This is a genomic window from Leptobacterium flavescens, assembly GCF_010671605.1.
GTDB lineage: Bacteria > Bacteroidota > Bacteroidia > Flavobacteriales > Flavobacteriaceae > Leptobacterium > Leptobacterium flavescens.
Genome location: NZ_JAABOO010000003.1, coordinates 823,511 through 849,440, shown reverse-complemented (window position 1 = coordinate 849,440; position 25,930 = coordinate 823,511). Strand labels below are relative to the sequence as shown.

The window sequence follows — 25,930 nt, the reverse complement described above, 5'->3', positions numbered from 1 at the left end:
TTAAAATCAACAATCAAAAAAATCAATACCCTAAACTCTCTTAGAATGACTCTGCTTAAAATTTTTAACCGTTAGATAAAGTCGCCTCTATCTAACTGTGCTGTTAACATTATGTCAATGAACTCTTGTTTCTTATTCTCTAAACTTCCTCTCGAAAGCGGGTGCAAATATATAAACTCTTTTCTCTTCCCTCAAAATCTTTTTACGCTTTTTTTTGAAAAATTTTTATTTTTTTTCAAACGCCTGATTCTCTTCTATTTACACCAGTATTTTTTAGAACTTATTTGCCTTGTTTTACATCTCTGTGTCTCAAAGCGGGTGCAAATATAAATGCTTTTTCTTCTTATTCTAATTTTTCAGCGATATTTTTTTCAACTTTTTTTATATGTTTTGAACATCAATCATTTACAAATAAAAAAAATTCGGCAAGAAGCTGTCATCAGCTATAACAAACCCAAGAAGTCATGAATATTTTCTCCGGATACAGGCCTCTTAAATGAAGAAATTCCACACCAATCCGAAGCGAACGATAAAATCTCTGTAAGGATAATCGGGAGCCGAATAAAAATTGTTCCCGGTAAAAGGAGAATTAAAATGTTCTGCTTTAAGATAGATCCTGGTCCTCCTCACCTTTACATTAATAAAGAAGTCTATTAAAGGGAAGTCCCCTATCTCCTCCTGGTCCTGGCTGTAGAATTCGGAAATCAACGGATTATAGCCATCGGTAAAATAGGCAGTAAAGTATTTAAAGGTAACTCCCGTCTGAAGATACAATGCTTTTTTAAAGAGGTGATCCGAAAAATAAAGGGTATTTCTGGTCACAAATTCAGGAACATTCAAAATATTCTCATCCTGATCTACCATCTGATACATTACTGTATTATTCAACGCAAATTTACCCACTCTGAATTCCTTATTGAGTTTAACCTTCAGATAGTTTATAGTACCCTGGCTCTGAAAAGGAGCGATCTGTGGGTTTGTATCATCCGGCGAAAGCGGGGAAGATCCGAAATAGGAATAATTATCCAGAATGGAATATTCTGCTTCGAGATCAAACCATTTATTTAAACGGATATCCAAACCGACACCTTTCTTCTCCTCATTTTCAAAAACCTCTGTATTATTCCAATTGTACTGCTCATAATTACTCTGGTAGAGCAGAAAGTTAAAATTGGGCATCCTGGAAGTAGAATACACTTTAGCTCTCAGGTATCCTTTATCTTTCAGATCGTAAGAAGCCGAAGCATTAATAAATGTACCCCCCAGCTCTCCGGAAACATTAGTGGTAAAATCTCCTCTTAACTGAAATCTCCCGATATTCTTTATCCAGCTTCCTCCTATTGCATATTCTTCTCCCCGGAGATTACTCGGAATAACCCCCTGATCGGTAAAGAGCACGCTCCTGAAGAAGTAATTGTAACGATATGCTATAGCTTTCCCCTCAACAGCACCAATTATATTATTTGAATAGTTCAGGCTTAGCTGATTGAACATGGATCGCAATTGCCCCCGGTCGATCAGGCTTCCGCTCTGAAAAGAATCGCCAAAAAAACTATTGGCACTCGTCTGGTCGAACCTGTAAAATTTTGTTTCGTAGTTGAATTTATGTTTTAGCTGCAACCTGGAATATGATAAAGAATCCCTTCTATCATATATATTATAGTAGTGATCTAAATAATATCTTTTTCCAACCAATAGATTTTCGGCATCCTGGAACGCTACATCTATACGTGATCTATCCGTAAACTCGCTATCTCCTGATTCGAACTGGTCCCGGTTGGTTATCCCCCCATTCTCCTGATTTTCCACATCCTGAGACACTATATGAGCTTTAAACCCATATCTTCCGTTTTCGGTTGAATAATTAGCAGTAAGCCTGAAATTCCCGATGCTCGTTCTAATATTCTGATACTTTCCTAAAGAACGCAGACCCTTATTGGCAATTGAAAAGTTAAACCTTCTGGAAGTATTTAAGGTAAAAAAACCATCGGCTGACTGTCCCTGCTCCATAACTGTCTTAAAAAAGAGCTCTGTAGTCGGAGTCGGTACATTATAATAATACACATCTTCCACCTCCCAGTAATTGTAATGTTTGGCCCTTGCACCCAGTTGAGGGAACAAGTCGGTTTCATGCATATCATATGCAAGTTTATTATAGGGCTGCCCCACATTGGAAAAAGGGAGCAGTTCAAACTCATCCCTTCTTAAATAATTGAAGTTGTATTCTTTGTTAACTGTTAAGGTGGTATCAAAATGGGTAGTATCGCTGAGATGAGATATGATCTTATAATCTTTTATAGTCAACTCTTCCTTCTCTTTTTCCTTTTTAGCACCTTCCCTTGACTGCCTGATCCTGTTAGAAGAAATAGAATCTCTGAGCTCTTCTCTATTCTTTTGGTCCTGAGCCATGACAGCTGAAGCACATAAAAGGAAAATCAAAAATAACCTACGACCCATGCAATAAAATGATTTAACAGCAAAAGTATGTTTTTTGAACGAAAAAAATCACTAATAATTGTTAACAAAAAAAGCGCTTCTTTTCAGAAGCGCCTTTAATCTAATATTTATATCAATCTTAGTAACCTGGGTTCTGCTGTTCAGCAATTACCGAGTTAGCATTGATTTCTGCCTGTGGGATTGGAAGTGTGAAACGGAAATCCGTTACAGGAACCGCACATACACCGTTAATATCACAATCTGCAGGATCTCTTTGTACACCAGCGATACCAGCTCTAACAGCAAGTCTCTTGATATCAGTCCAACGCTGAGCCTGAGCAAATAGCTCTAAAGATCTTTCGTGAAGGATATCAGCAAAAGCTTCCTGAGAGTTTGCATAGTTAGGTAGCGGCTGAGCTACTGGGTATCTCTCATTTCTTAACTGCTGAATAAAAGCAGCAGCCTGACCTAAGTTACCTGCTTCTGCAGCAGCTTCAGCTCTGATGAATAACATCTCAGCAGCTCTGAAGATCTTAAGATCATTCAATAGTGGCTGACCTTCAGAACCAGGATAGATCTGAGTAACGATGATATCAATATCATCCTGAAGGTTAGTTAGGTAATCAGGATCGATTACAGAAGTTGGAGCTACGAAAGCCTCTTCACGGATATCATCCGGAATAGCGATCAGTCCATTGTAAATTCCTCTACCCATTTCCATAAATGGAGAACCTGTAATTGTAGCGTTTACGAAGGCAAATAAACTTCCTGCCCATCCACCACCACCGGTAGCCTGGTTATCGAAAGGACCTCCGTCTGCACGCTCTGCTTTAAAGATCACCCCAGCATTTCCAGCATCTGTCCAAATATCAAGGAAGTCATCTCTTCCTGCAAGTGGCACAGCTGTTAACGCCTGAGCTGCAAAATTATCTGCCTGAGTATACTGACCTCTGTATGCAGCAAGACGAGCTCTCATTGCAGTAATGAAGTTAGTATTGATAAAGGTAGGATCATTCTGAGAGAAAGTAGGATCTATCAGACCAGCTGCAGCATCCAAATCAGAATTGATCAAAGCATATACTTCACCATTTGTGTTTCTTGGACGTTGATCCTGGATCCCAGGAACTTCGTCAAGAGCAATAACACCTAGTGCACTATCATCCTCATAATTTGTTGAGAAGTGATTTATTAGTCTGAAGTGACCATATGCTCTTAAGGCATGTGCCTGAGCTACGATATTATTAAGCTGTGCTTGCTCAGCAGCCCCATCAGGAACAACGATCTCCGCAGCCTCAATAATTCTTGTAGCAAAGTTGATCAATCTGTACTGGTTGTTCCAGATTGCCAACACATTACCTGTGTTTGTATTAATATTGTACGCATATTCTGCAGTACCTTGTCCACCACTATCAAATCCGATTGTCACCTCATCCGTTAACAACATTCCCATACGGATCTCAAGTGTCAAATCTAACTGAGCGTATACTCCTAATAAACCAGAGTTCAAATCTGCTACTGATCTAAAAGCATTTTCCGCGCTCAAACGTCCTGGTTGATCTATATCAATTGCATCATTACACCCATTAAGTGAAATCAGCAAAAAGACCAGAAATAATCTATTTATAACTTTCATCATTAACTATTTATTTTATTATTAAAATCCAAATTCAACACCAACTGAGAATATTCTTGGAGTTGGGAACTGTCTAGATCCACTGAAACTCGCTTCTGCATCAAATCCTCTCCAATCAGTAACAGTAAATAAGTTCTCTCCGTTAACAAACGCTCTGAACGATGTTAATCCTGTATTCTCTAGGAATTTTGCTGGGAAGTTATATCCGAAACTTGCAAAACGTAATCTCAAGTAGTCTGAACTATATAGATCTCTGTCTGAATCATTTCCTAAAACTCGGTTAGTAACAGTAAGTGATGGAATATCTGTAATGTCACCTGGGTTTTGCCAAGCTCTGAAAAGATCTCTTGTTGCTCTAAACTGACCGATGTTATTTGGATTCTGGAATCCTCTTAAGTCAAAATCAAATCTATCTACACCAATTACGTAGTTAAACTGAGTAGTTAAGAAGAAACCTTTGTAATCTGCATTGAATCCGAAACTACCTTGATAATCAGGAACGATGTTCTTTCCAGTATTGATCCTGTCGTTATCTGTTGGGTTTTCAGTTTCGTTTCCGTTAGCATCCAAGAATAATAAGTTACCATTATCTGGGTTAACTCCGATAAATCTGTAAACAGTTACCTCGTTAATAGGTCCACCTACACGAAGCTGTAAATCGTTGTTGTTTGCGTTTCTGATAGACTCAACTCCACCAGGAAGGTCGATGATCTCAGACTTGTTGTAGTTACCTACCAAGTTCAAAGAAAGATTGAATCCTTCAGCACCACCTCTGATAAGGTCATAATTTAATGTAAGGTCGATACCGCTGTTCTCTAAAGATCCAACGTTTGCTCTCAAGACATTCTGACTTGTAATAGCAGATACAGGTGAATCCTGGAATAGATCTTCAGTTGTTCTGATATATCCATCGATAGATCCTCTAAGTCTTCTGTCGAAAACTTCGAAATCGATACCTACGTTAGCCTGCTTAACAGTCTCCCATCTTAGAGAGTTGTTACCAATCTGGCTAAGGAATAGAGAGTTAGCACCTCCATAACCGTTTCCAGTTGCGAAGAAGTTCTCTGTTAAATCAGGAGCAGCAAAGAAAGCTAATGCTCCAGCTCCTGCATCAACGATACGCTGGTTACCAGTTTCACCGTAAGAAGCTCTAAGCTTTAACAGGTTGAAAATAGAACCTTCCATAAATGGCTCATTATGAATATTCCATCTACCTGCTACAGAGTAGAAAGTACCCCATCTGTTAGAAGCAGCGAAACGGTAAGAAGCATCACGTCTGATTGTTCCAGTGAAACCGTACTTAGAATCATAGTCATAATCAACTTGTCCGAAGTAAGAGAATAAACCAGCATTTCTACGCTGTGCTCTTGCAGTATCTATAAAGAAGTCATTTGCAGCGTTATCAGCAACAAAACCTGCACCGTCTCCAGGAGAGAAAGTAGCTGGGTTTAAACCTCTTTGGAAGAATCCGAATGTTCTTAAGTATGCTCTAAAGTACTCTGTAAATACAGAAGCATCTACAGTATGCTTACCAAAAGTCTTATTCCAGTTTAAAGATGTAACTGCGTTAAAACTAAAGGTTCTTGTAGTGTTTTGATCCTGGAATCCAGGAGTATTGTTTCCAGTCTGAGCGAAAAGAAGTGCGTTGAAAGACTCAGGTCCCTCAGCTCTTGTTAAGTGCTCATCTGTGTAATCCCCACTCGCTGTAATACTAGCGGTGATATCGTCAGTAATCTTATAACTTGCGTTTGCACTCGCAATAATCCTAACCTCTGCCTCTTCTCTTGTAAATGTCTCAATGATATCTAATAAGAATAAAGGAGTGTTACGGAATAATAGCGGAGATAATAAAGCCGCACCGTTTGTATACTCATCAGGAGAGATATAAGGTACAGACTGATATGCACCTAATACTAAGTTCCTGTTAATTGCACCTCCACCAATGTTGTTTGGCTCATCAGACTCTGAATAGTTCAAAGAAAGGTTTGTAGAGTAGTTAAATCTATCGTTGTTAGATTTACCAGTAATGTTACTTCTTACGTTGAACCTTTTCAAGGAACTCTGAACAAGGATACCTTCAGTATCACTATATCCGAAAGAAGTAAATGAAGTTACGTTATCTCCACCGTTAGATAAAGAAAGCGTGTGGTTCTGAGAAATACCAGTTCTGAAGAATACTTCTTCCCAACGAGTAGTTGTGAAAGCAGCAATCTCAGCATCAGTAAGTCCGTTACCAACACCTCTACTTAGAGTTCTCTCTAACTCTAACTGCTCTTGTGCATTTGTCAGGTCGTAATCGTTGTCCTGAAGCTCAGAGAAACTTACTTGTCCCTGATAGTTAATCTTTAACCCACTGTTAAAGCTACCTTTCTTAGTTTTTACGATGATTACCCCGTTCGCACCACGGTTACCGTAAATTGCAGTTGCACCGGCATCCTTAAGTACAGAAACCGAAGCAATTTCATTCGGGTTCAAACTACGGAAGTTATCTTCATCTACAGGAGCACCATCAATAATGAATAAAGGCTCCGAGTTACCATTAATAGAAGTAATACCCCTTAAGTTAATGGTACTGTTACCACCAGGCTGACCTGTGTTGGTAGTAATGTTAAGACCAGGAATCTGACCTGATAAGGTCTGCGCGAAAGATGCGTTTGGTCTTAATTCGATCTTTTCAGCTGAAATGGTTGTCGATGCAATACTGGATCTCTCCTTAGTTGCATTTCGATAACCCTGCACAACTACTTCTTCAAGAGCCTGCGCATCCTGATCCAACTGAACATTAATAACATTTGCAGAACCTACAGTACGTTCTACAGTCTTCTGTCCTACATAAGAGTAAACTAGAATTTCACCAACAGAAACTCTAATCGAGTAATTACCGTCGAAATCGGTTTGTTGTCCTCTTGAAGTTCCTTTAACCACGATACTAGCACCAGGGAGGGGTAATCCATCCTGATCCGTCACAGTACCTGTCACAGTTTTCTCTTGTGCAAAAGAAAACTGAAATACGAACGCTAAACATAGCGTTAACATCCATGTAAACTTTGATCTCATATTTAATTAATTTGATTTAGTCGCAGCAAACATCTTAATAAATTATTAATAAATCAAGTTATTTAGCCGTTTTTGTTGTTAAAATTCACAAATAAATGTGAAAATTTGAACTTTCTTTAACAATCGACTAACTTTGAGAAGCCTTTTACTGACACTTTTTTCATGTTAATAAGATTCAAGCCAAAAGAAGATATTTTTATAGCCGGAACCGATGAAGCAGGGAGGGGCTGCCTTGCCGGGCCAGTAACGGCGGGCGCCGTGATCCTACCTAAAGATTTCGAAAACAAGATCTTAAACGACTCCAAACAATTAACGGAAGCAAAGAGGGATCTCCTAAGACCTGTTATAGAAAAAGAAGCCCTCGTTTTCGGAGTAGTCCATATAGATCCTACAGAAATCGATACAATTAACATATTAAACGCATCCATTCTGGGAATGCACAGAGCTTTAGACCAGTTAAGCACCAGGCCGGGCTATATTATTGTTGACGGGAATAAATTCAAGAATTATCAGGACATCCCTCATGAATGCGTTATTAAGGGAGATGGTAAATATTTAAGTATCGCAGCTGCTTCGGTCCTGGCCAAGACCTACAGGGATGCCTATATGGAGAAGATACACGAAGAATATCCTATGTATAACTGGAAAAAGAATAAAGGATATCCCACGCAGGAACACAGAGAAGCCATAAAGAAGTACGGTATTACGAAATACCATCGGAAAAGCTTCCGTTTACTCCCCGAGCAATACACTCTGGATCTTTAACTTTTACAGGTTTAAAAATCCCGATCCAATTTCAGTTCACAGATCTATTTATTTACACCTAACTATACATTATATATATAAGGTATAAAAAAGCATGCCCGTGAAGGGCATGCTTATACAATTAATTCGGACGACTAAATCAAATTAATTAAAAATAAATCTTCTAGAACTGAATAGTAAATGTATTTGCATTGAACGGTGCTGCAAAAGGCGCCGCTATTTCAATATCTATCAATCCTATACAGGTTAATGCCTGACCTGTAACAGTTGTATATGGTATAGGAGTACCTGCGTTCTCGAAGAAAGTAACATTATCCTCTCCTCCGTAAGACACAGCTCCCGTATCAGGATCTATGTTTAACACAAGGTCCTGAGAACCGTTAAATCCTACTCCACCAACGATAGTAACCTGGTTCTCACCCGGACCTGCTAAAACAGACCTTGTAAGTCCACCTGCAGATAAAGGCGCTCCAAAACCACCGGTTAGAATTTCATTAGCCAATACATTAGCTCCGTCACCGATCACTGCAGCAATATCAACAGAAGGGCATTCAACCGTAGTACCAACGCTTAACTGACTAACACTTGAATCGAGGATAGTAGCTCCTTCAACAGATTCAAGGTTTAACACCAAAGCATCTCCTCCATCAGGAAAAATATCGGTTGCAAAAGTGGTAACGATCACCTCTCCTGTTACCTGTCCTGCAGGAATTACCGGAGTTAAGGATTCTATCTGGTAAAAAGACGGATCTAAAGTACTGGACGCATCCACAGAAATAGTGATCACACGATCTGAATCTGAAATTGTTGAAACACCAACGATTATACTATTTTGTGTATCTGCCGATGGGTTTATCACCAATATCTCCCCGGTATTGAACTGGGCGATAGAATTGGCCGGATCAGTAACATCCAGGAAAACACGATCATCTTCAGAACAAGAATTCAGGAAAAGAACACTTGCTATAAGGAAAAAACAAAATTTAATTTTTTTCATTTCTAATATCTTTTAACTATTAATTATAACCTGGATTCTGATCTGAATCACTGATACCGTCGTTTGCAAAAATCTCATCCTGAGGGATCGGTAAAGTGAATCTGAAACTATCTGCAGGAAGTGATTGAGTTGTTTCTGCTCTGGCTCCTACTCCTGAGAAATCTTCAGGTAATCTGTCTATTCCAAGACCGAAGCGCTTAAGGTCATATGCTCTGTGTCCTTCAAAAGCCAATTCAATTCTTCTTTCTGCAAGAATATCGGTCAGTGCAATATCCTGGCTAGTATAGTCGGGAGTAATAGTACTACTTGCTCTGGCTGCTCTGATAGCTTCTATATCTGCCTGAGCCGCTGCTAAGTTTCCTAATTTAGCATTTGCCTCCGCACGGATAAGCAACATTTCACTGGTTCTGAAAACCTTGATATTGTTTACCGCAGGGAAAGCTGCTTCTCTTCCCAGATATTTTCCGATGATAAGATCTCCACCATCAGTAAAATCTGCCATCTGATCGTTAATTACATCTTCAAGATCGAAAATCACGTTTCTTCTGATATCCGTCATGGTGATCTGATTTGCAAGATCTACAGAAGCTGAAAAGAAAACATCATTGTTAACATCTGTAAATATGGTACCGATCCTACCGTTATTCTGATCTCTGTCTATCTGGAAGATCACTTCAGAACCTACCAAATCATCTATAGAGAACATATCCTGGTAATTTTGAGGATCTGCAAGAGGAATAGCAGCAATAAGATCTGTAGTAAGGTCGATAGCCTGTTGGTTACTTGCAGGAGTATCAACGTAAAGCGCAATCCTTGCCTGTAAAGCTCTTACTCCGTTCTGAGTAAATCTGTTTACATTAGTTGCAGAAGCAGGGATTAATGTAAGCGCTCTGATAAGATCGTCATTAACTCCGGCCAATACCTCTTCTACCGTATTTCTTGGCAGATTGGTATCATCAATTCCAAAACGTACTACTCTGTCTAATAGAGGTACACCTGGGCTGGTTGGATCGAAAGAAGGAGCAAAGGCTCTTAAAAGCTCAAAATGGTTAAAGGCTCTCAAGGCCAAAGCTTCTCCTATGATCTGATCTCTTAAAGCTTCTTCTCCTGCTTGCAATTCTACTTCATTTGCTCTTTCCATAACTCTGTTAGCCTGATCTATTGCATCATAGGCAGAGAAGTAAAGCCCTGTAGGCAATCCGTCTCCGGAGTTAATCTGAAAAGAGTGCGTCTGAAGTCCTTGCCCCCTGTTACCCAAACCTATTCTAACATCGGCAGTATGCAGGGAGTTAAAGGAGATAATATTAAAGTAAGCATTGTTGGAATCATAAGCACCCAATAGAGTACTTTCTACTTCCTGTATAGTATTTACCGAATTCTCAGACAGGATAAAGCCTGGGTCGATCTCAATAGTCCCTTCACAAGAAAGCAATGAAAAAGCTAAGAATACGGGGATTAATAATTTTATTTTTTTCATGATATTTTAATTAAAAGTTAAGATCTAGTCCAAGCGTAAATTGTCTTGGGTTTGGAAATTCGAAGCTACTGATGTTGTTGTTATCTTCAGGATCAAAGCCTCTGAACTTAGTCCATGTAGCAAGGTTCACACCCTGAACATATATTCTTAATCCGGTTAGAGACAATCTCTCAAGTACTTTTCCTGATACATTGTATCCAACAGTCAAATTCCTAAATCTTAAGAAGGATGCATCTTCAATATCCTGAGAAGAGAATTGTCTCTGGAACTGAGGTGCAGGGATATCTGTAATATCTCCAGGATTCTGGAATACATCCAGTAATCTCACATCCTGATTCAGACCTGCGTTAAAGAAGTTAAAGTTCTCTGTAAAGAAGGAAACGTTGTTGAATCTGAAGAATCCTCCAACAAATGAGAAAAGAGAAGAAACTTCAAATCCTTTCCATCTGAAATTAAGTCCGAAACCTCCAGTATACTCAGGCTCAGAACTTCCGAATCCTGTTCTTCTGAATGCATCACTAAATACATTGGTAATGTTTCCGTCAAGATCTCTGTAAAGAGGCTCTCCGTTACTTGGGTTTACACCTGCAAATTCAGTTACAAAGTGAGAACCTAATCTTTCTCCTACACGGATAACACTGGTACCCTGCTCGAACTGATCTACCTGACCAAGATCTGTAACTTCGTTATCGTTAAATGCGATATTACCGAATACAGTTAATACTGCATCTTCACTTCTCCAAACATCTCCGGATACAGCGATCTCAAAACCTTTATTTACCAAAGATCCTGCGTTTGCATTTACAGAGTTATCTCCGAATGCAGCCGGAAGGTTAAAAGGAATAATCAAATCTGATGTTTCTCTGTTGTAGTAATCAACACTACCGGAAATTCTGTTATTAAGGAAACCGAAATCTACCCCTACGTTAAACTGCTCGGTAAATTCCCATCTGATACCTTCGTTAGCAACCGCTCCCTGTACAAGTACGTTCTCTCCCTGGAAAAGTGTTCTTCCAAGGTTAGGAAGGAACTGGAAGTCTCCGATAGATTGCTCGTTACCTGAAGTACCGAAACTAGCTCTAAGTTTTAAAGAAGTGATCCACTCTGCATTGTCCAGGAATTTCTCTCTGTCAACATTCCATCGTCCAGCTACAGAATAGAAAGTAGCGCTGTTCTCTGTTGGTGCAAATCTTGAAGATTTATCATTTCTCAGGGATACATCGATACCGTATTTCCCATCGTATTCATATCCTGCAGTACCGAATACTGAGAACAGACCGTTTTCGGTAGTAACACCTCCAACTGTAGGGATAAGACCGTTATCTGTTGTTCCGGGAGTAATAGAGTTAGCAAAACCGAATAGTTCCGGCTCAATTCCGAATCCCTGGAAAGTACTACTTCTGAAGAATCCTTTAATGTATTCAACAAAACCGGAAGCTGTTACATAGTGCTTCTCTGCAAAAGTATCTTCATACTTTAATTGTGCAGTAGAAACAATTCTCGTATCACGTCTGCTGGTTTCCTGCTGGTTACCTGCGTTTCCTGGAGTTGCATCTCTACCGAACTCAGAATTAGGGTTGGTAGCAAATACGTCGAAATCATCTTCGAAATCCACACCTAATGTGTAGTTAAAGCTTAAGAAATCAGTGAATTTGTAGTTTAAGTAACCACTGGCTACAAGTTTAAATTCTTCAGATTCGTTGATCCCTGTCTGTGTACGCTCTACAACGTTAGGTGCCAGGAAGGATAATCCGTCTCCGGTATTGAAAGTTCCATCGTCATTTCTTACGTTAACAAGAGGGTTTGCGATGAAAGGAACCAATACAGGGTTATTCAGGTTTACACCTGCATTGTTTACAAGGAAATCCCTTCTGGAAAATCCTAAACTCGTATTAATCCCGAACTTTAATCTCTCACTTGCCTGAATATCAAGGTTTAATCTTGTGGTTAAACGCTGAAGTTCAGAACCAATTACAATACCTTCCTGCTCAAAATAATTAGCAGAAGCAAAGTAAGATATATTTTCACTACCACCTCTGGCACTGAATTCCTGGCTTAGAGTAGTACCAGTTCTGAATACCTCATCTCTAAGGTTTCTTGGTGCAGCAGCAACCTGCTGATCGATCTCTGCATCAGAAAGGTTGTTAGCTCCGATAGTTCTTCCCAATTCAAGGAACTGTCTCGCAGAAAGCACCTCGAAGTTAGGTTCTGGCACTTCGGAGAAACCTATCTGGCTTCTGTAAGAAAATTGTGTTTTCTGTCCTTTTCTACCCTTTTTAGTAGTAATTACGATAACCCCGGCAGCTGCCCTGGATCCGTAAAGGGAAGATGCCTGAGCATCCTTAAGTACAGATACATTTTCAAAATCGTTAGGGTTGAATGATGCAAAACTGTTCTCATCAACAGGAACCCCATCTATAATATACAGCGGATCGTTGTTTCCGTTAATAGAAGCCGATCCACGAATTCTAACCCTTGCAGCCGAACCAGGAGCTCCATTTCCAGATCTGATCTCCAGACCCGGAGCCCTACCTTGAAGGATCTGCTCGAAAGAAGCAATAGGAACCTGTTCGATCTGTTCGGAAGAAACCGATGAAACTGCCGCCGAAACCTTAGCCACCGATTTTGTTCCATAACCTAATACCACAACCTCATCCAGGACCTCTGCATCCTGAAGTAATTGCACATTAATAACATTCGCTGCACCTACAGTGCGCTCTACTGTTAATTGTCCTATGTAAGAAAATACCAGAACCTGACCAACCGATACCTGAATGGAATAATTCCCATCAAAGTCCGATTGTTGTCCTCTAGTAGTTCCTTTAACTAAAATATTAGCGCCCGGGAGCGGTAAGCCGTCCTGGTCGGTAATAGTACCCGTCACAGTCTTCTGCTGTGCAAAAGAAGACTGAAAGACCAACGCCATAAATAGCGTTAACATCCATGTAAACTTTAATCTCATATTTTATAATTTGCTTTAATCACAAACAAACGTCTCAATAAAATCTTAAGAGTTGAAGCCGAAAAGAGTTAAAGTCGGAAGGGCGCTGTTAAAAATCACAAACAAACAACTTCGTAAGGTTTTTTCTAACATTTTAAGAGTTTTAACGTGATATTACTTGTTAAAAATCGTATTTTAATCGTAGTATTCTTATTAAACTTAAAAATGGGAATGTTAAAAAATAAAGTGAGGAAGGGCGCGGTGAGTATATTTTGTTAATTTTCTATACTATTTTAACATAAAAATGTTAAAGAAGATTCTGATAACGTCTGTAGACATATCTAAAGTCGTATAGTTTTGCAAATACCAACACTTTTAGATTTATTTAACTTTGATACTTTTTTTGCAGAAAAACCCAACATTTGAAACTTTCTGAATTACCGGTATCTTATTTTGTCTTATTCTCATCCTTCAGCTTGTTTTTTTAGAAAAAACACAACATTAGTTTTCGAATAATAGAAGCCGGAATTTTCAGTTTATTATTTTTGTAGTAAATCAATGATTCATGAAAAAAACCTTTGTTGTAATCTTCAGCCTCCTGTTGTTAAGTTGTCAGAAAACAGAGAATGAATTACCCCTGCTTCTCAACTATATTCCAAAGGACATTTCGGTTATAATAAAGGTTAACGATCTCCAGGATTTTAAGAGCAGTATCAGGAACAACGGTTTTATAAAGAAACTGGACGGTTCGGTACTCAAAGCAGATCTGAATGATTTTTTAAGTCCCCTGGAACATCTTGACACTAAAAAAGAACTCCTGTTCTGTTTTTCGGAGGTTGGTGCGGGGAATTTCGAGTATACGCTTATCAGCAGAAAAACGGCAGATCTGTTTAAACTCGACTCCATCAGCGACAGAAAGATCGAAAGCCTCCCTTACGAAGGAGGTACTATTCAAAAAATAAGCCTGAAGGATGCAACCGCATATTCAACCGAATTAAATGAAGTGGTTATTTTTTCATCCTCCCGCCTGATCATTGAAAACAGTATCCGGCAATCCAAACTCAAAGGAAGGGAAGGCGATCTAACATTAAGTAAGGTATACGAAACCAGCGGAAACGATGTCTCCGCTACCATTATTATTAAAAACTCAGGCTTCTCCTCATTATTCGGGGAGCTATTCCCAGATAAGGATTTCGATATTATAGAGGATCTGGCAACCTGGTCTGCCCTTGATATACTGGCAGGACAGGATGAGATCACATTTAACGGAATTGCCCTTTCCGGGGATCAGGCCTCAACCCTGCTCCCTCTTTTTGACAGGAACAGCCCGGAAACCAATCGCACCCCCTTTATTACTCCGGTAAATGCCAAAGGTTTTGTTTCATTTACCTATTCCGACTGGGAGTTGCTGTATCAAAATATCAATACCTATAATAATAAGGTAATCACCAAGGACAAGAACAAGGCTCTTTTTGATGCCTCCAATGAAGTAGGGATCATTTATCACGGCGATGAAAAATCTGTAGCCGTACACTATACAAATATCGAAGCTGCCAGAACGGAGCTGGAAAATGAACGGACAAAAGTTGATGAATACCGGCAAACTCCTATTTACCGTTTTAGCAATTTTAAGGTACTGGCATCGGTTTATGCTCCTTTAATAAAGAATAGCGCTTCTAATTTCTATACTATTCTGGATGATTTTCTTGTTTTTTCAGACAAATCCGAAAACTTAAAGGTGATTATAGCCAATTACCAAAGTAAGTCAACCCTGGGTAATTCGCCTACCTATAAAGAATATACTAAAGATCTTAATGATGCATCCACCATCCTCATAGCAGGGATCAACCCCGAATTCAGGGAGCTCCTTTCTCAGGGCATTAAAAAGGAATATGCAAAAGATCTGAATGCGCTGAACACAAAAGAATATCCTCATTTTGCAATGCAGCTCGTTTCGGATAACGGTTTTACCCATATCAACGGGCTGATCAAAAAAGTAAAACAACAGAGCCTGGCGGGAAGCATTTCTCAATTACTCAATATTAGCCTGGACGCCGATATCCTGACAAAGGCACAATTTGTAACCAATCACAGAAGCAAACAAAAAGAGATCGTGGTTCAGGATGTAGAGAACAATCTTTATCTGATCTCCAACAAGGGGAAAATACTCTGGAAGAAAAAGCTGGATTCTCCGATCCAGGGCGATATCCAGCAGGTAGACCTCTACAGGAACGGCAGGTTACAACTTGCATTTGTAACGGATGATCAATTTCAGATCCTGGACAGGAACGGGAATGAAGTTGAGCCCTTCCCTCTTAAAATGGATAAAAAGATCACTCAGCCTCTGGCTGTTTTCGATTATGATAAAAATCAGAATTACCGTTTTGTCATTTGTCAGGGAAGCGATATTAAAATGTATGACAGGCTGGGGAGTATTGTAGGCGGATTTACATTTACAAAAACTACAGGACAGATCAGTAATACTCCCAAGCATATCCGGGAGAACGGTAAGGATTACCTGGTCTTTACGGAAGATAACGGAAAACTTCATATCCTGGACCGCAGGGGTAACACAAGGGTTAAAGTAAACGAGACCATAGATTTTTCCGGCAATCCAGTATTCCTGTACAACAGCACCTTTACCACTACCGATAATCAGGGTTCACTTATTCAGGTCGATAAAAGCGGAAAGATTGCTAAACAAAGTCTCGGGCTCAGGAATAATCACAAGATAGATGCCACCATCAAAACCCTGGCCAGCATCTCCGAAAACATCCTGAGTATTAAAAACCAGAAGGTAGAGCTCGATTTCGGCTTTTACACCAGTCCTAAGATATTTTATATAAACGACAAGATCTATGTTGCTATAACGGATACACAGGCGAAAAAGATCTATCTCTATGACAGCAATGCCCTGATTATAGAAAATTTCCCGGTTTACGGGATCTCAGCCATCGATATGGCCGATATAGATAATGACCGTAAACTGGAATTTGTGGTTCAGGGTGATAAGAATGTTATCCTGGTATATAAAATAAACTAAGACTACACGGTTGTATCTTCTTTTGTTAGTTCTGCTTCGAACAGTTCTGCAAAATGACGCAGTAATTTTTCTTTTACTTCCTGCAGGGGCACTTCTTTTACACCCAGTTCTGCATTAAGTGAGGTAACCGCCTTTCCTCTGATCCCGCATGGGATAATATGATCAAAATACCCAAGGTCTGTATTTACATTCAGAGCAAAGCCGTGCATAGTTACCCACCTGGATGCCCGTACGCCCATTGCACATATCTTTCTGGCAAACGGGGTTCCTACATCGAGCCAGACACCGGTCTCTCCCTCAGAGCGGCTGGATTTTAATCCGTATTCATCAAGAGTACGAATGATCATTTCTTCCAGCAGGCGAAGGTATTTATGGATATCGGTAAAGAAATTGTCCAGATCCAGGATCGGATAGCCCACGATCTGCCCGGGGCCATGATAAGTTATATCTCCCCCGCGGTTAATTTTATAGAAGGTAGCTCCTCTGGCTGCCAGTTCTTCTTCATTGACCAGCAGATTTTCCTTATCCCCGCTTTTTCCCAGGGTATATACATGAGGGTGTTCTACAAATAAGAAGTGATTAGGAGTAGGAAGATCTGTTTCTTCTCTCCTGTTCTTTATTTTGAGTTCTAGTATTTTCTTAAAAAGTACTTCCTGAAAATCCCAGCATTCTTTATAATCCTTAACTCCCAGGTCCTGTACCTCAACATTTTTATTCATATTGCAAAGGTACAATAAGCTCGAAAATAAAACATCCGCTAAAGAAGCGGATGTTTTAATAAATTAATCTTCAAGTATGACAGCTATATTCAGGAGTTCCGGATCCTTCATATAATCCAGGAAGGGAACCTTCCAGGTAACTGTTTTTCTGTCCTGGCTTAACAATGCTCCTTTCTGGGAAACCGATTTCACCGGTCTCGGAAAGTGATAGTTAAGCGTATAAGTAGAAGTACCGAAAAAAGATTCCATAGGCCCAAGGCTGTCTACAGCCTGCTGAAGCAACTCCTTATTGGTTACTTTCCCTATGCGTCTAAAGGTATTTCCCTGTAAAGAATATTCTACCTCACTGGCATCTGATCCCAGAGCAAGAGGGTTTTCCGGTGCATCTTCTCCTTTGGCATTAAGAGCTCCGGCATTCTGAAGAGCACCAAAGACATCTGTGAGTTCAGAGACTTTCTTAAAGTCTGTGTACATATCTATCTTCATTTCCTCGGTTTTCTGATTAACGACCATTCTCATGGTAAAACGCTCCAGTTTTTTAAGTCGTTCCTGCTCTTCCGGAGATAAGTTGGCAATACTGTCTTTCTTTTCCGCTAACAATTGCCTGAAGGAAATTACCGAATCCAGAACTTCTTCATCGATAGTTTCATTTAAATTTCCTCCTCCCATTTTCATCAGTGCGGAACCATCGAAATTAAGAGATATTTTTCCGCTTCCATCTTCGTTAATGTAAAGATCTTCGGAAAAGTTACAACTGCTAAAAAGGATCAAAAACATCCCCAGGAGGGGAAAAAGGGTTTTTCTCATCAGATTTATCTATTAGGGTTATTTAGTATGATTAACGCTGCTATTACTCCCGGTATCCAACCGCAGATCCATAAAATAAACACAATTAATATTGAGCCGCAACCCTTGTCAAGAACCGATAATGGTGGAAAAATGATTGCAAGCAAAACTCTCCAGATACTCATATGATTTAAGTTATTTTGATTGATGTATCTATTGGACGCAATATACAAGTAAATTGTTACAGTTTGTAAAAATCGATTTACAAAAAGCCCTGAGATATATTTTCTCCCTATCTAATTGATACATTATGCAATAGTAACTATCTTTGCAGCCTTAAAATTGAAATGAATATGCAACTTTCAGAGCAAGAAATCATCCGAAGAGAAAAACTTGGAAAACTACGTGAACTCGGAATCGATCCTTACCCGGCAGATTTATTCCCGGTAAGTCATACTTCCAAACACGTAAAAGAAGACTTTGAAGAAGGTAAGAAGGTGGTTATTGCCGGACGACTGATGTCAAGACGTATCCAGGGGAAAGCTTCTTTTGCCGAATTGCAGGATGCTGAAGGGCGTATTCAGGTATATTTTAACCGGGATGAGATCTGTACGGGAGATGATAAGACCCTCTACAATGAAGTTTATAAAAAGCTACTCGATATAGGGGATTTTATTGGAATTGAAGGTGAACTCTTTACCACTCAGGTAGGAGAAAAAACGGTGATGGTCAAAGATCTTAAGGTCCTGAGTAAAACCCTTCGCCCTCTGCCTCTGCCAAAGGTGGATGCGGATGGAAACACCTTTGACGAGTTTAATGATCCTGAGCTTCGCTACAGGATGCGATATGTAGATCTGGTGGTAAACCCCCAGGTAAAGGAAGTGTTTATCAAGCGTACCAAGATCATGAATACGATTCGTGATTTTTACAACGAAATGGGCTTCCTGGAAGTAGAAACACCTATTCTGCAATCTATTCCCGGAGGTGCAGCCGCCAGGCCATTTGTTACACATCACAATGCCTTGAATATTCCTTTATATCTGAGGATTGCCAATGAATTGTACCTGAAGCGTCTTATAGTAGGCGGATTTGACGGAGTATACGAATTTGCAAAGGATTTCAGGAATGAGGGAATGGACAGAACCCATAATCCGGAATTTACGGTAATGGAAATGTATGCCGCTTACAAGGATTACAACTGGATGATGGATACTACCGAAAAACTGCTGGAAAAAGTAGCCATGGAGCTGCACGGTACCAGTAAAGTACAGCTGGGTGATAAGGAGATCGATTTTAAAGCGCCGTACCAGCGTATCGGGATCCTGGATGCTATCAAGGAGCACACGGGTTATGATCTGTATCAGAAGAGCGAGGAGGAAATAAGAGAGGCCTGTAAGGCACTGGAGATAGAAGTTGATGAAACCATGGGGATCGGAAAACTGATCGATGAGATCTTCGGGGAGAAATGTGAACACAAATATATCCAACCCACTTTTATCATAGATTATCCGGTAGAAATGAGTCCGCTTACCAAAAAGCACCGTAGCAAGGAAGGCTTAACAGAGCGTTTTGAGTTGATGGTGAACGGAAAAGAGCTGGCGAATGCCTATTCGGAATTAAATGATCCTATCGACCAGCGCGAACGTTTTGAAGAGCAGTTAAAGTTGTCGGAGAAAGGAGATGATGAAGCCATGTTTATAGATCACGATTTTCTTCGTGCTTTGGAATTCGGAATGCCTCCTACTTCGGGGATCGGGATCGGAATAGACAGGCTTACCATGTTTATGACCAATAATGCCTCTATTCAGGATGTATTATTCTTCCCTCAGATGAGGCCGGAACGCAAAGCGGTTGCCATAAGTGATGAAGCCAAAGGTGTACTGGACACGTTGAAGAAAGCCGAAAAGCTCCTTCTTAACGATCTAAAGGAACAATCGGGCTTATCCAACAAGAAATGGGATAAATCCATTAAAGAATTGACTAAAAACAATCTGGCAAAGGTAAATAAGACCGAAGAGGGTCTTTTTGTTGAGATTGCCGGATAGCTTATAAAAATACAGCATATCCAAGAAAAAGGAATTACGGCAGGTAATTCCTTTTTTTATGTCCTAAAGACTTATCTTTAGGATAAACCTATCCAAATGAAAAAGCTAATACTCCTCTGTTTCTGCCTGAGTATAACTCTGGGGCACACGCAAACCGAAGATTTTGACTACGGTAGCATAGAAAACAATATTTACAGCAACGATTTTTTTAAACTCCGGCTATCACTTCCGGAAAACTGGGTCGTGCAAAGCAAAGAGCAAAGTGAAAAACTAATGGAATTAGGGAAAGACCTGGTTGCCGGAGATGATCAGAGCTTAAGGAGGGTCATAAAAGCCTCCGAAGTAAACTCCGCTCAGCTATTGACCGTATTTAAACACGAATTAGGTGCAGCGGTAGAATACAATCCGGCATTTATGCTGCTGGCGGAAAATATAAAACACGCACCCGGTGTAAAAAGCGGGAAAGATTATCTGTTTCACTCCAGGAACCTGCTCAAGCGCTCACAGATGCAACTGGAATTTGTAAGCGATACTTTTGAGCTTGTTAAAATAGGAGGCCGGGACTTTTACCGGATGGATATCGGGATACAGGCAGGTGGAATGATCGTAAAGCAGAGCTATTTTTCCACAGTCATCAACAGATTCAGTCTGAGTTTTATTTACTCTTACCGAACCGATGAGCAAAAAGAAGAGTTGGCAAATGTCCTTCAAACTTTAAAATTCAACGACTAGTCTAAAGTTTATCTTTACTTATTGAATCTATTAATAAAATCGGTAAAAACCCTGATAAACTGAGGCCTGGGGCTTTCCATAAATGCTGCGTGATCTCCTCCCGAAATTACTGCCCAGCTTTTATCTGCGGTCTTTAGGCGGCTAAACAACTTTGCCTGGCGATCTGTGGGAGCTATGGGGTCTAATTCTCCCTGAATTAATAATACAGGAAGTTCTATAGTCGCGGGATCTATAGCCTCGAATTCCTTCATATCTCTCCAGTCTACCCTGACCGGATCTGCTTCCAGGGCCATCTTCACATAGGTGTCGATAGCTTTTTGACTTATACTTCCGGGAGTGATAAAATCGCTGGCAGCTGCCTCTGCAGTATTTATTCTTTTTTCCAGCTCTTTATCTTCCGGATCCACGGGGAATTCGGTATCCAGGTCCATCCAGAAACCAAACAGATTCAGGCTTTTGATATATCCAGAGCTTTGCTGGGATGCCAAAAGGGAAACCGTAGATCCCATCGACCATCCGAACAGATGTACTTTATCATCATTCTCTTCCGCAATCCACTTTAAGACCGCGTTTACATCCTTTGCCGCTTTAAGCGGGGTAAGCCATTCGGTACTGTCTCTGGGAGTTCCTCCGTAACCTCTCAGATCTACTGCATAAGTTGAATACCCCTGCTCTATCATTCCGTCCATCAGGGAAAGTTCCTCTCCTTCTACCTGCAGGTCAAAATCCGGAACTCCGCTCCAGGTTCGTCCGTGCACGAAGAGGATCACTCCTTTTGCATCGGAGGCCTTTTTCTCCCATACAGCCATCGGATGCCCTTCAGACATAACCGTATGTTTTTGAAGTGTAACCTTGGCTACAGCGGCCGGAGCATCAGCAGATTTTACCTCCTCTCCACTGCCCTTACAGGAAAAGCTAAGTATCAGCATTAAAGAGTACAGTGCAAAACGAATATTGAACAGGTATTTCATAATAGTTTTTTTAAACAATTGATTTCCAAAAAAGAAACTCTTTCAAAGGTATTGGAAAAATTGAATTAAGTTCTCAGGTTCACCTTTTTTCACATCTTTATCAAGTATTGTTAGTTCGGTTTAGCCCTATAATATCACATCCTTTTTTTAGTATATTTGAAAGGGTGCATTTTTACTTTTTGAAAATGCACTTTCCGCTGTTTTTTTATTCCATAACCGACTATTTCAACATCATGAAAAAATTAATTACGCTCTTGCTGATATGCGCCCTATCTTTCCACGTTCAGGCGCAAAAAAGAAAAAGATCAACTTCACAAAAGAGTTTACTGGAAAAAACATCCCTGTCAGGGATTAAATTCAGGAGTATAGGTCCCGCACTTACCTCCGGAAGGATTGCCGATATTGCAGTAAACCCGAAGAACAACAAAGAATACTATGTGGCTACAGCTTCGGGAGGAGTCTGGAAGACCATCAATTCCGGGAATACTTTCAAGCCTGTTTTTGATAATGAAGGGAGTTATTCTATCGGTTGTGTTACCATAGACCCGAATAACCCCAATGTGATCTGGATTGGGACCGGAGAGAACAATAACCAGAGAAGTGTTGCCTATGGCGATGGGATCTACCGCTCTAATGACGGCGGAAACTCATGGACCCATATGGGGCTTAAAAATTCGGAGCATATAGGAAACATCATTGTGGATCCCAGAGATTCAAAGGTCATCTATGTTTCTGCAATTGGCCCGCTCTGGAGTGAAGGAGGTGACCGCGGACTCTATAAGTCGGAAGACGGAGGAAAAACCTGGAACAATATTCTGAATATCGATAAGCATACAGGGATCAATGAGGTAGTCATGGATCCCAGAGATCCGGATGTACTTTACGCATCCTCTTTCCAGAGAAGAAGACATGTATTTACCTATCTGGGCGGTGGCCCCGGTTCCGGACTCCACAAGTCCGAAGACGGAGGAAAAACCTGGGAAAAGATAAATAACGGACTTCCAAATGTTGACCTGGGGCGTATCGGATTGGCTATTTCACCTGCCAATCCTGAAAATATCTACGCCATTGTGGAAGCCGCTTTTAATAAAGGCGGACTTTATATCTCCACCAATCGCGGGGCTTCCTGGGAAAAAAGAGGAGGTTATTCTACCAGCGGGAACTACTACCAGGAGATCGTTGCCGATCCGGTAGATCCGGATAAATTATATGCCATGGATACCTGGATGAAGGTAAGTGTAGACGGAGGAAGATCATTCAGGAATGTAGGAGAAGATTACAAACACGTAGATAATCATTCTCTCTGGATAGACCCTGCAGATACCGATCACCTTTTAAACGGAAATGACGGTGGGATATACGAATCCTGGGATGCCGGGAAAAACTGGAGCTTTAAGGCCAATTTGCCTGTAACCCAGTTTTACAAGGTAGCAGTAGACAACGCCAAACCTTTTTACAATATTTACGGAGGAACACAGGATAATTTCAGCCTGGGAGGTCCGTCAAGAACAGTAAGCAATAACGGACCTAATAACCACGACTGGTTCATAACACACGGTGGTGACGGATTCGAATCGCAGGTAGCTCCTGACAATCCTGATATCGTATATGCACAATCTCAGTACGGGGTACTGGTACGTTACGATAAAAGAAGTGGAGAAGAAAAAGGAATACAACCCAAAGAGCGAAAGGGAGAGAATGCCTATCGCTGGAACTGGGATGCACCCCTATCGGTAAGCAGGCACAATCCGCAGCGAATTTACTTTGCCGCCAATAAATTGTTTAAAAGCGACGACAGAGGGAATAGCTGGCAGGTGATCAGTGATGACCTGACAAGAAATATCGACAGGAATAAACTGGAGATAATGGGCAGGATATGGAGTGTTGATGCCGTTGCTAAAAACAGGTCCACTTCACCATATGGTACCATTGTTGCCTTTTCTGAATCTCCTTTAAATGAAAATCTGCTTTTTGTAGGAACCGATGACGGCCTTATACAGATTACCGAAGACGGAGGAAATACCTGGAGAAAATCCGAAAATTTCCCGGGAGTACCTTCAAGAACCTATGTAAATGCAGTTTATGCATCCAAACATGATGAAAATGTGGTGTACGCTTGTTTTAACCATCATAAATACGGGAATTTCAAACCATATGTATACAGAAGTAATGATAAGGGAAAAACATGGAGCCCTATTATTTCCAACCTGCCGGACAGAGGGTCCGTATACGCTATTGAGGAGGATTTTGTAGATCCGCAACTCCTTTTTGTCGGTACTGAATTCGGAGCTTTTTTCTCTGATAACGGAGGAAGCGAATGGAAACAATTAAAGGCCGGACTACCTACCATAGCGGTAAGGGACCTGGCGATCCAGGAAGAGCATAACGACCTTGTACTCGCCACTTTCGGGCGCGGTTTTTATGTACTGGATGATTATTCTCCCCTCAGAAAAATAGGATCCAGGCTTAATGAGGATGCCATTTTATTTGATGTGAGACAGGGCTATCTTTTTGAAGCTTCTTATCCGCTGGGATTACCAGGAAAAGCTTTTATGGGTGACGCTTTCTACATAGGAGACAACCTGGGCTCCGAAGTTATTTTCAGCTGGTACCTCAAAGAAGGAATTAAGACAACAGCCGACCAGAGAAAAGACAGGGAAAAGAAGACTCGTAAGGACGGAGGTAATAATAACTACCCTTCCTATGAGGAACTGAAAAAGGAAACTACCGCATCCAAACCCGGACTTGTTTTTACCATAACGAACAGCAAGGGAGAGATCGTAAGAAAACTGTTCAGTTCGGCATCGGCCGGAGTTCACAGAATGAACTGGGACCTGAGATCTGCAGCCAAAGATCCGGTAGATCTTTCCACTCCTGCCTTCTACAATCCGTTCGGAGGAGGAAGCGAAGGAGCTCTTGTACCTCCCGGAAGATATACGGTAAGTATGTCTAGAATTGAAGGCGATACGGAAACTCCACTCAGCAAGCCGGTGAGTTTTGACTTGCGACCACTTAACAATACTGTTTTACCCGCAACTGACAGAGATGCTCTTGCATCCTTTCAGGAGGATATCAACCTGCTAAGCGGAAGAGTAAGCAGTGTTCAGAATGCTTTAGGCGAATTGAGATCGGAAATGAGATATATAAAAGCTGCTATTGACAAAACACCAAAAGCGCAAGCACAGTTACTTAAACTCTACAATGAGATCCAGAAGGATATTTATGAGATAAATGAAGGACTTAACGGAGACCGGGTAGCTGCCAGACTTGATATCGGCAGGCCGCCTTCCATCAGTCAGCGATTAGGTTTCTTAGTGTTTGAGCAATTACACTCAACCTCAAACCCTACGCAGACTCATATTGACAGTTATAAAATAGCCAAAGAGGAATTTGAACCGCTTTACTCCAGGGCAAAAAGCCTTCTGGAAACCAAGGTTGAAAACCTGAGGAGACAGCTTAAAACTGCAGGAGCTCCCTATACTCCGGGAAATCTGCACTTTTTGGATTAGAGATAAAGAACAAAAAAGCCTCCCGGGAATGGGAGGCTTTTTTTATTAAAGCACATTCAGGAAACTCAATATTACAAAGCTTAGATTTATTACAGCCAGTACAAGTCCTGCTACTACCCATTTATCAAAAACTTTTCTTTCCCGTATCATATTCCTCAAGACGAGGATAAAAACTGTAACGGCAATACCGAAAGCAGGAAGGGTTAGCAATTCCCTGAAGGCAGAAATGATTGCTCCATCGATCCTTAGAAGGTAAAGTGTGTAAAAGGATGTAAAATATCCTGAAACCCAAAGACCGGAATAACACAATAACTTATTACTTACTTTTATCATACTTGGTCCTTTTTAAATAATGAATATCCCTTGTATTCTTTTGCACAGCGATGGCAGCATATAAACTAAGGGTAAATGCCATACCGTAAAAACCTTTCTCGCTTAAAAGCAGATCGGCATTCCACAAACCTATAACAAGGAGCAGAATAGAAATAATGGCTGCAAACCACCCGATCCCGTAATAGATCTCGGTTACCGGAATACCTTCTATCCGGTCTCGCACACTTTTCTGAACAGAAACCACCGAAAAGAGCCCGAATAATAAAATCGCCAGATAGTAGCCTTTCTCATTTAACAACATATCGGCATTCCACAATCCGACACAATAAGAGACCATCCCGATAAAAAGAGCCATCCACGAGGCGGCAACAAAGGCATCTGTGGGTTTGTAAGGATCTTTCTCAAAAAGCTCCTTGATCAGTTCTTCTTTTTTTCTTTCATCTTTAAGATTGGTTGTTGACATTGAACTCATGATTTTTAGTTTTA

17 protein-coding genes are annotated in these 25,930 nt (G+C 40.6%); 5 read left to right on the top strand and 12 right to left on the bottom strand.

The window, feature by feature from the left end; translation table 11 throughout:
- Nucleotides 1-492: 492 nt before the first annotated feature.
- The 3 genes from GWK08_RS16070 to GWK08_RS16060 form a co-directional block, all read right to left on the bottom strand.
- On the bottom strand, nucleotides 493-2,457 hold the full coding sequence (locus GWK08_RS16070) for a putative porin (protein ID WP_163608249.1): 1,965 nt from the start codon (nucleotides 2,455-2,457) through the stop codon (nucleotides 493-495).
- A gap of 118 nt (nucleotides 2,458-2,575) precedes the next feature.
- Entirely contained in the window at nucleotides 2,576-3,880 is a 1,305-nt protein-coding gene (locus tag GWK08_RS16065; RefSeq protein WP_262887820.1) for a RagB/SusD family nutrient uptake outer membrane protein, read from the bottom strand.
- A 210-nt stretch (nucleotides 3,881-4,090) separates the two neighbouring features.
- Nucleotides 4,091-7,126 carry a SusC/RagA family TonB-linked outer membrane protein gene (locus GWK08_RS16060; RefSeq protein ID WP_163608247.1) on the bottom strand — a complete coding sequence of 1,012 codons (3,036 nt, stop codon included), beginning with the start codon at nucleotides 7,124-7,126 and terminating at the stop codon, nucleotides 4,091-4,093.
- A 162-nt stretch (nucleotides 7,127-7,288) separates the two neighbouring features.
- Here GWK08_RS16060 and GWK08_RS16055 point away from each other — a divergent pair, with 162 nt between their 5' ends.
- On the top strand, nucleotides 7,289-7,891 hold the full coding sequence (locus GWK08_RS16055) for a ribonuclease HII (RefSeq protein WP_163608246.1): 603 nt from the start codon (nucleotides 7,289-7,291) through the stop codon (nucleotides 7,889-7,891).
- Between the two features lie 163 nt (nucleotides 7,892-8,054).
- Here the strand turns inward: GWK08_RS16055 and GWK08_RS16050 are convergent, their stop codons facing one another.
- Genes GWK08_RS16050 through GWK08_RS16040 form a run of 3 tightly spaced genes read right to left on the bottom strand, consistent with a single transcriptional unit; the run spans nucleotide 8,055 to nucleotide 13,327 of the window.
- A complete protein-coding gene (locus GWK08_RS16050) occupies nucleotides 8,055-8,888 on the bottom strand; it encodes a DUF1735 domain-containing protein (RefSeq protein ID WP_163608245.1) in 834 nt (277 codons plus the stop codon).
- A gap of 19 nt (nucleotides 8,889-8,907) precedes the next feature.
- Nucleotides 8,908-10,365, bottom strand: a complete 1,458-nt coding sequence (locus GWK08_RS16045) for a RagB/SusD family nutrient uptake outer membrane protein (RefSeq protein ID WP_163608244.1) — start codon at nucleotides 10,363-10,365, stop codon at nucleotides 8,908-8,910.
- Nucleotides 10,366-10,375: 10 nt separating this feature from the next.
- Nucleotides 10,376-13,327 carry a SusC/RagA family TonB-linked outer membrane protein gene (locus tag GWK08_RS16040; RefSeq protein WP_163608243.1) on the bottom strand — a complete coding sequence of 984 codons (2,952 nt, stop codon included), beginning with the start codon at nucleotides 13,325-13,327 and terminating at the stop codon, nucleotides 10,376-10,378.
- Between the two features lie 544 nt (nucleotides 13,328-13,871).
- Between GWK08_RS16040 and GWK08_RS16035 the strand changes: the two genes are divergently transcribed.
- Nucleotides 13,872-16,349 carry a ribonuclease HII gene (locus tag GWK08_RS16035; RefSeq protein ID WP_163608242.1) on the top strand — a complete coding sequence of 826 codons (2,478 nt, stop codon included), beginning with the start codon at nucleotides 13,872-13,874 and terminating at the stop codon, nucleotides 16,347-16,349.
- A gap of 2 nt (nucleotides 16,350-16,351) precedes the next feature.
- Here GWK08_RS16035 and lipB read toward each other — a convergent pair whose 3' ends face one another.
- The 3 genes from lipB to GWK08_RS16020 all read right to left on the bottom strand — a co-directional run bounded on the left by lipB (nucleotide 16,352) and on the right by GWK08_RS16020 (nucleotide 18,039).
- Nucleotides 16,352-17,068, bottom strand: a complete 717-nt coding sequence (gene lipB, locus GWK08_RS16030) for a lipoyl(octanoyl) transferase LipB (protein ID WP_163608241.1) — start codon at nucleotides 17,066-17,068, stop codon at nucleotides 16,352-16,354.
- 63 nt (nucleotides 17,069-17,131) lie between these two features.
- A complete protein-coding gene (locus GWK08_RS16025) occupies nucleotides 17,132-17,875 on the bottom strand; it encodes a hypothetical protein (protein ID WP_163608240.1) in 744 nt (247 codons plus the stop codon).
- Between the two features lie 5 nt (nucleotides 17,876-17,880).
- Nucleotides 17,881-18,039, bottom strand: a complete 159-nt coding sequence (locus GWK08_RS16020; RefSeq protein ID WP_163608239.1) for a YqaE/Pmp3 family membrane protein — start codon at nucleotides 18,037-18,039, stop codon at nucleotides 17,881-17,883.
- A gap of 168 nt (nucleotides 18,040-18,207) precedes the next feature.
- Here GWK08_RS16020 and lysS point away from each other — a divergent pair, with 168 nt between their 5' ends.
- Together lysS and GWK08_RS16010 are read left to right on the top strand one after the other, a co-directional pair.
- Nucleotides 18,208-19,899, top strand: a complete 1,692-nt coding sequence (lysS, locus tag GWK08_RS16015) for a lysine--tRNA ligase (protein ID WP_163608238.1) — start codon at nucleotides 18,208-18,210, stop codon at nucleotides 19,897-19,899.
- Between the two features lie 96 nt (nucleotides 19,900-19,995).
- Entirely contained in the window at nucleotides 19,996-20,631 is a 636-nt protein-coding gene (locus tag GWK08_RS16010) for a hypothetical protein (protein ID WP_163608237.1), read from the top strand.
- A 14-nt stretch (nucleotides 20,632-20,645) separates the two neighbouring features.
- Here the strand turns inward: GWK08_RS16010 and GWK08_RS16005 are convergent, their stop codons facing one another.
- A complete protein-coding gene (locus GWK08_RS16005) occupies nucleotides 20,646-21,602 on the bottom strand; it encodes an alpha/beta hydrolase (RefSeq protein WP_239524931.1) in 957 nt (318 codons plus the stop codon).
- A gap of 233 nt (nucleotides 21,603-21,835) precedes the next feature.
- On the opposite strand from GWK08_RS16005, the gene GWK08_RS16000 reads away from it, so the two are divergent.
- A complete protein-coding gene (locus GWK08_RS16000) occupies nucleotides 21,836-25,111 on the top strand; it encodes a glycosyl hydrolase (protein ID WP_163608236.1) in 3,276 nt (1,091 codons plus the stop codon).
- A gap of 45 nt (nucleotides 25,112-25,156) precedes the next feature.
- On the opposite strand, the gene GWK08_RS15995 is transcribed toward GWK08_RS16000, so the two are convergent.
- Both GWK08_RS15995 and yiaA read right to left on the bottom strand, forming a co-directional pair.
- Nucleotides 25,157-25,444, bottom strand: coding sequence for a hypothetical protein (locus GWK08_RS15995; protein WP_163608235.1), 288 nt, complete (start codon nucleotides 25,442-25,444; stop codon nucleotides 25,157-25,159).
- Nucleotides 25,428-25,907, bottom strand: coding sequence for an inner membrane protein YiaA (yiaA, locus tag GWK08_RS15990; protein WP_394352005.1), 480 nt, complete (start codon nucleotides 25,905-25,907; stop codon nucleotides 25,428-25,430). Before yiaA ends, GWK08_RS15995 begins: the two co-directional genes overlap by 17 nt.
- Nucleotides 25,908-25,930: the final 23 nt, after the last annotated feature.

What these genes read in the sequence shown, in the direction of transcription:
- GWK08_RS16070 (WP_163608249.1), bottom strand. Translation starts at nt 2,457, where the DNA reads ATGGGTCGTAGGTTATTTTTGATTTTCCTTTTATGTGCTTCAGCTGTC.
- GWK08_RS16065 (WP_262887820.1), bottom strand. Translation starts at nt 3,880, where the DNA reads ATGTTGTTAACGGATGAGGTGACAATCGGATTTGATAGTGGTGGACAA.
- GWK08_RS16060 (WP_163608247.1), bottom strand. Translation starts at nt 7,126, where the DNA reads ATGAGATCAAAGTTTACATGGATGTTAACGCTATGTTTAGCGTTCGTA.
- GWK08_RS16055 (WP_163608246.1), top strand. Translation starts at nt 7,289, where the DNA reads ATGTTAATAAGATTCAAGCCAAAAGAAGATATTTTTATAGCCGGAACC.
- GWK08_RS16050 (WP_163608245.1), bottom strand. Translation starts at nt 8,888, where the DNA reads ATGAAAAAAATTAAATTTTGTTTTTTCCTTATAGCAAGTGTTCTTTTC.
- GWK08_RS16045 (WP_163608244.1), bottom strand. Translation starts at nt 10,365, where the DNA reads ATGAAAAAAATAAAATTATTAATCCCCGTATTCTTAGCTTTTTCATTG.
- GWK08_RS16040 (WP_163608243.1), bottom strand. Translation starts at nt 13,327, where the DNA reads ATGAGATTAAAGTTTACATGGATGTTAACGCTATTTATGGCGTTGGTC.
- GWK08_RS16035 (WP_163608242.1), top strand. Translation starts at nt 13,872, where the DNA reads ATGAAAAAAACCTTTGTTGTAATCTTCAGCCTCCTGTTGTTAAGTTGT.
- lipB (WP_163608241.1), bottom strand. Translation starts at nt 17,068, where the DNA reads ATGAATAAAAATGTTGAGGTACAGGACCTGGGAGTTAAGGATTATAAA.
- GWK08_RS16025 (WP_163608240.1), bottom strand. Translation starts at nt 17,875, where the DNA reads ATGAGAAAAACCCTTTTTCCCCTCCTGGGGATGTTTTTGATCCTTTTT.
- GWK08_RS16020 (WP_163608239.1), bottom strand. Translation starts at nt 18,039, where the DNA reads ATGAGTATCTGGAGAGTTTTGCTTGCAATCATTTTTCCACCATTATCG.
- lysS (WP_163608238.1), top strand. Translation starts at nt 18,208, where the DNA reads ATGCAACTTTCAGAGCAAGAAATCATCCGAAGAGAAAAACTTGGAAAA.
- GWK08_RS16010 (WP_163608237.1), top strand. Translation starts at nt 19,996, where the DNA reads ATGAAAAAGCTAATACTCCTCTGTTTCTGCCTGAGTATAACTCTGGGG.
- GWK08_RS16005 (WP_239524931.1), bottom strand. Translation starts at nt 21,602, where the DNA reads ATGAAATACCTGTTCAATATTCGTTTTGCACTGTACTCTTTAATGCTG.
- GWK08_RS16000 (WP_163608236.1), top strand. Translation starts at nt 21,836, where the DNA reads ATGAAAAAATTAATTACGCTCTTGCTGATATGCGCCCTATCTTTCCAC.
- GWK08_RS15995 (WP_163608235.1), bottom strand. Translation starts at nt 25,444, where the DNA reads ATGATAAAAGTAAGTAATAAGTTATTGTGTTATTCCGGTCTTTGGGTT.
- yiaA (WP_394352005.1), bottom strand. Translation starts at nt 25,907, where the DNA reads ATGTCAACAACCAATCTTAAAGATGAAAGAAAAAAAGAAGAACTGATC.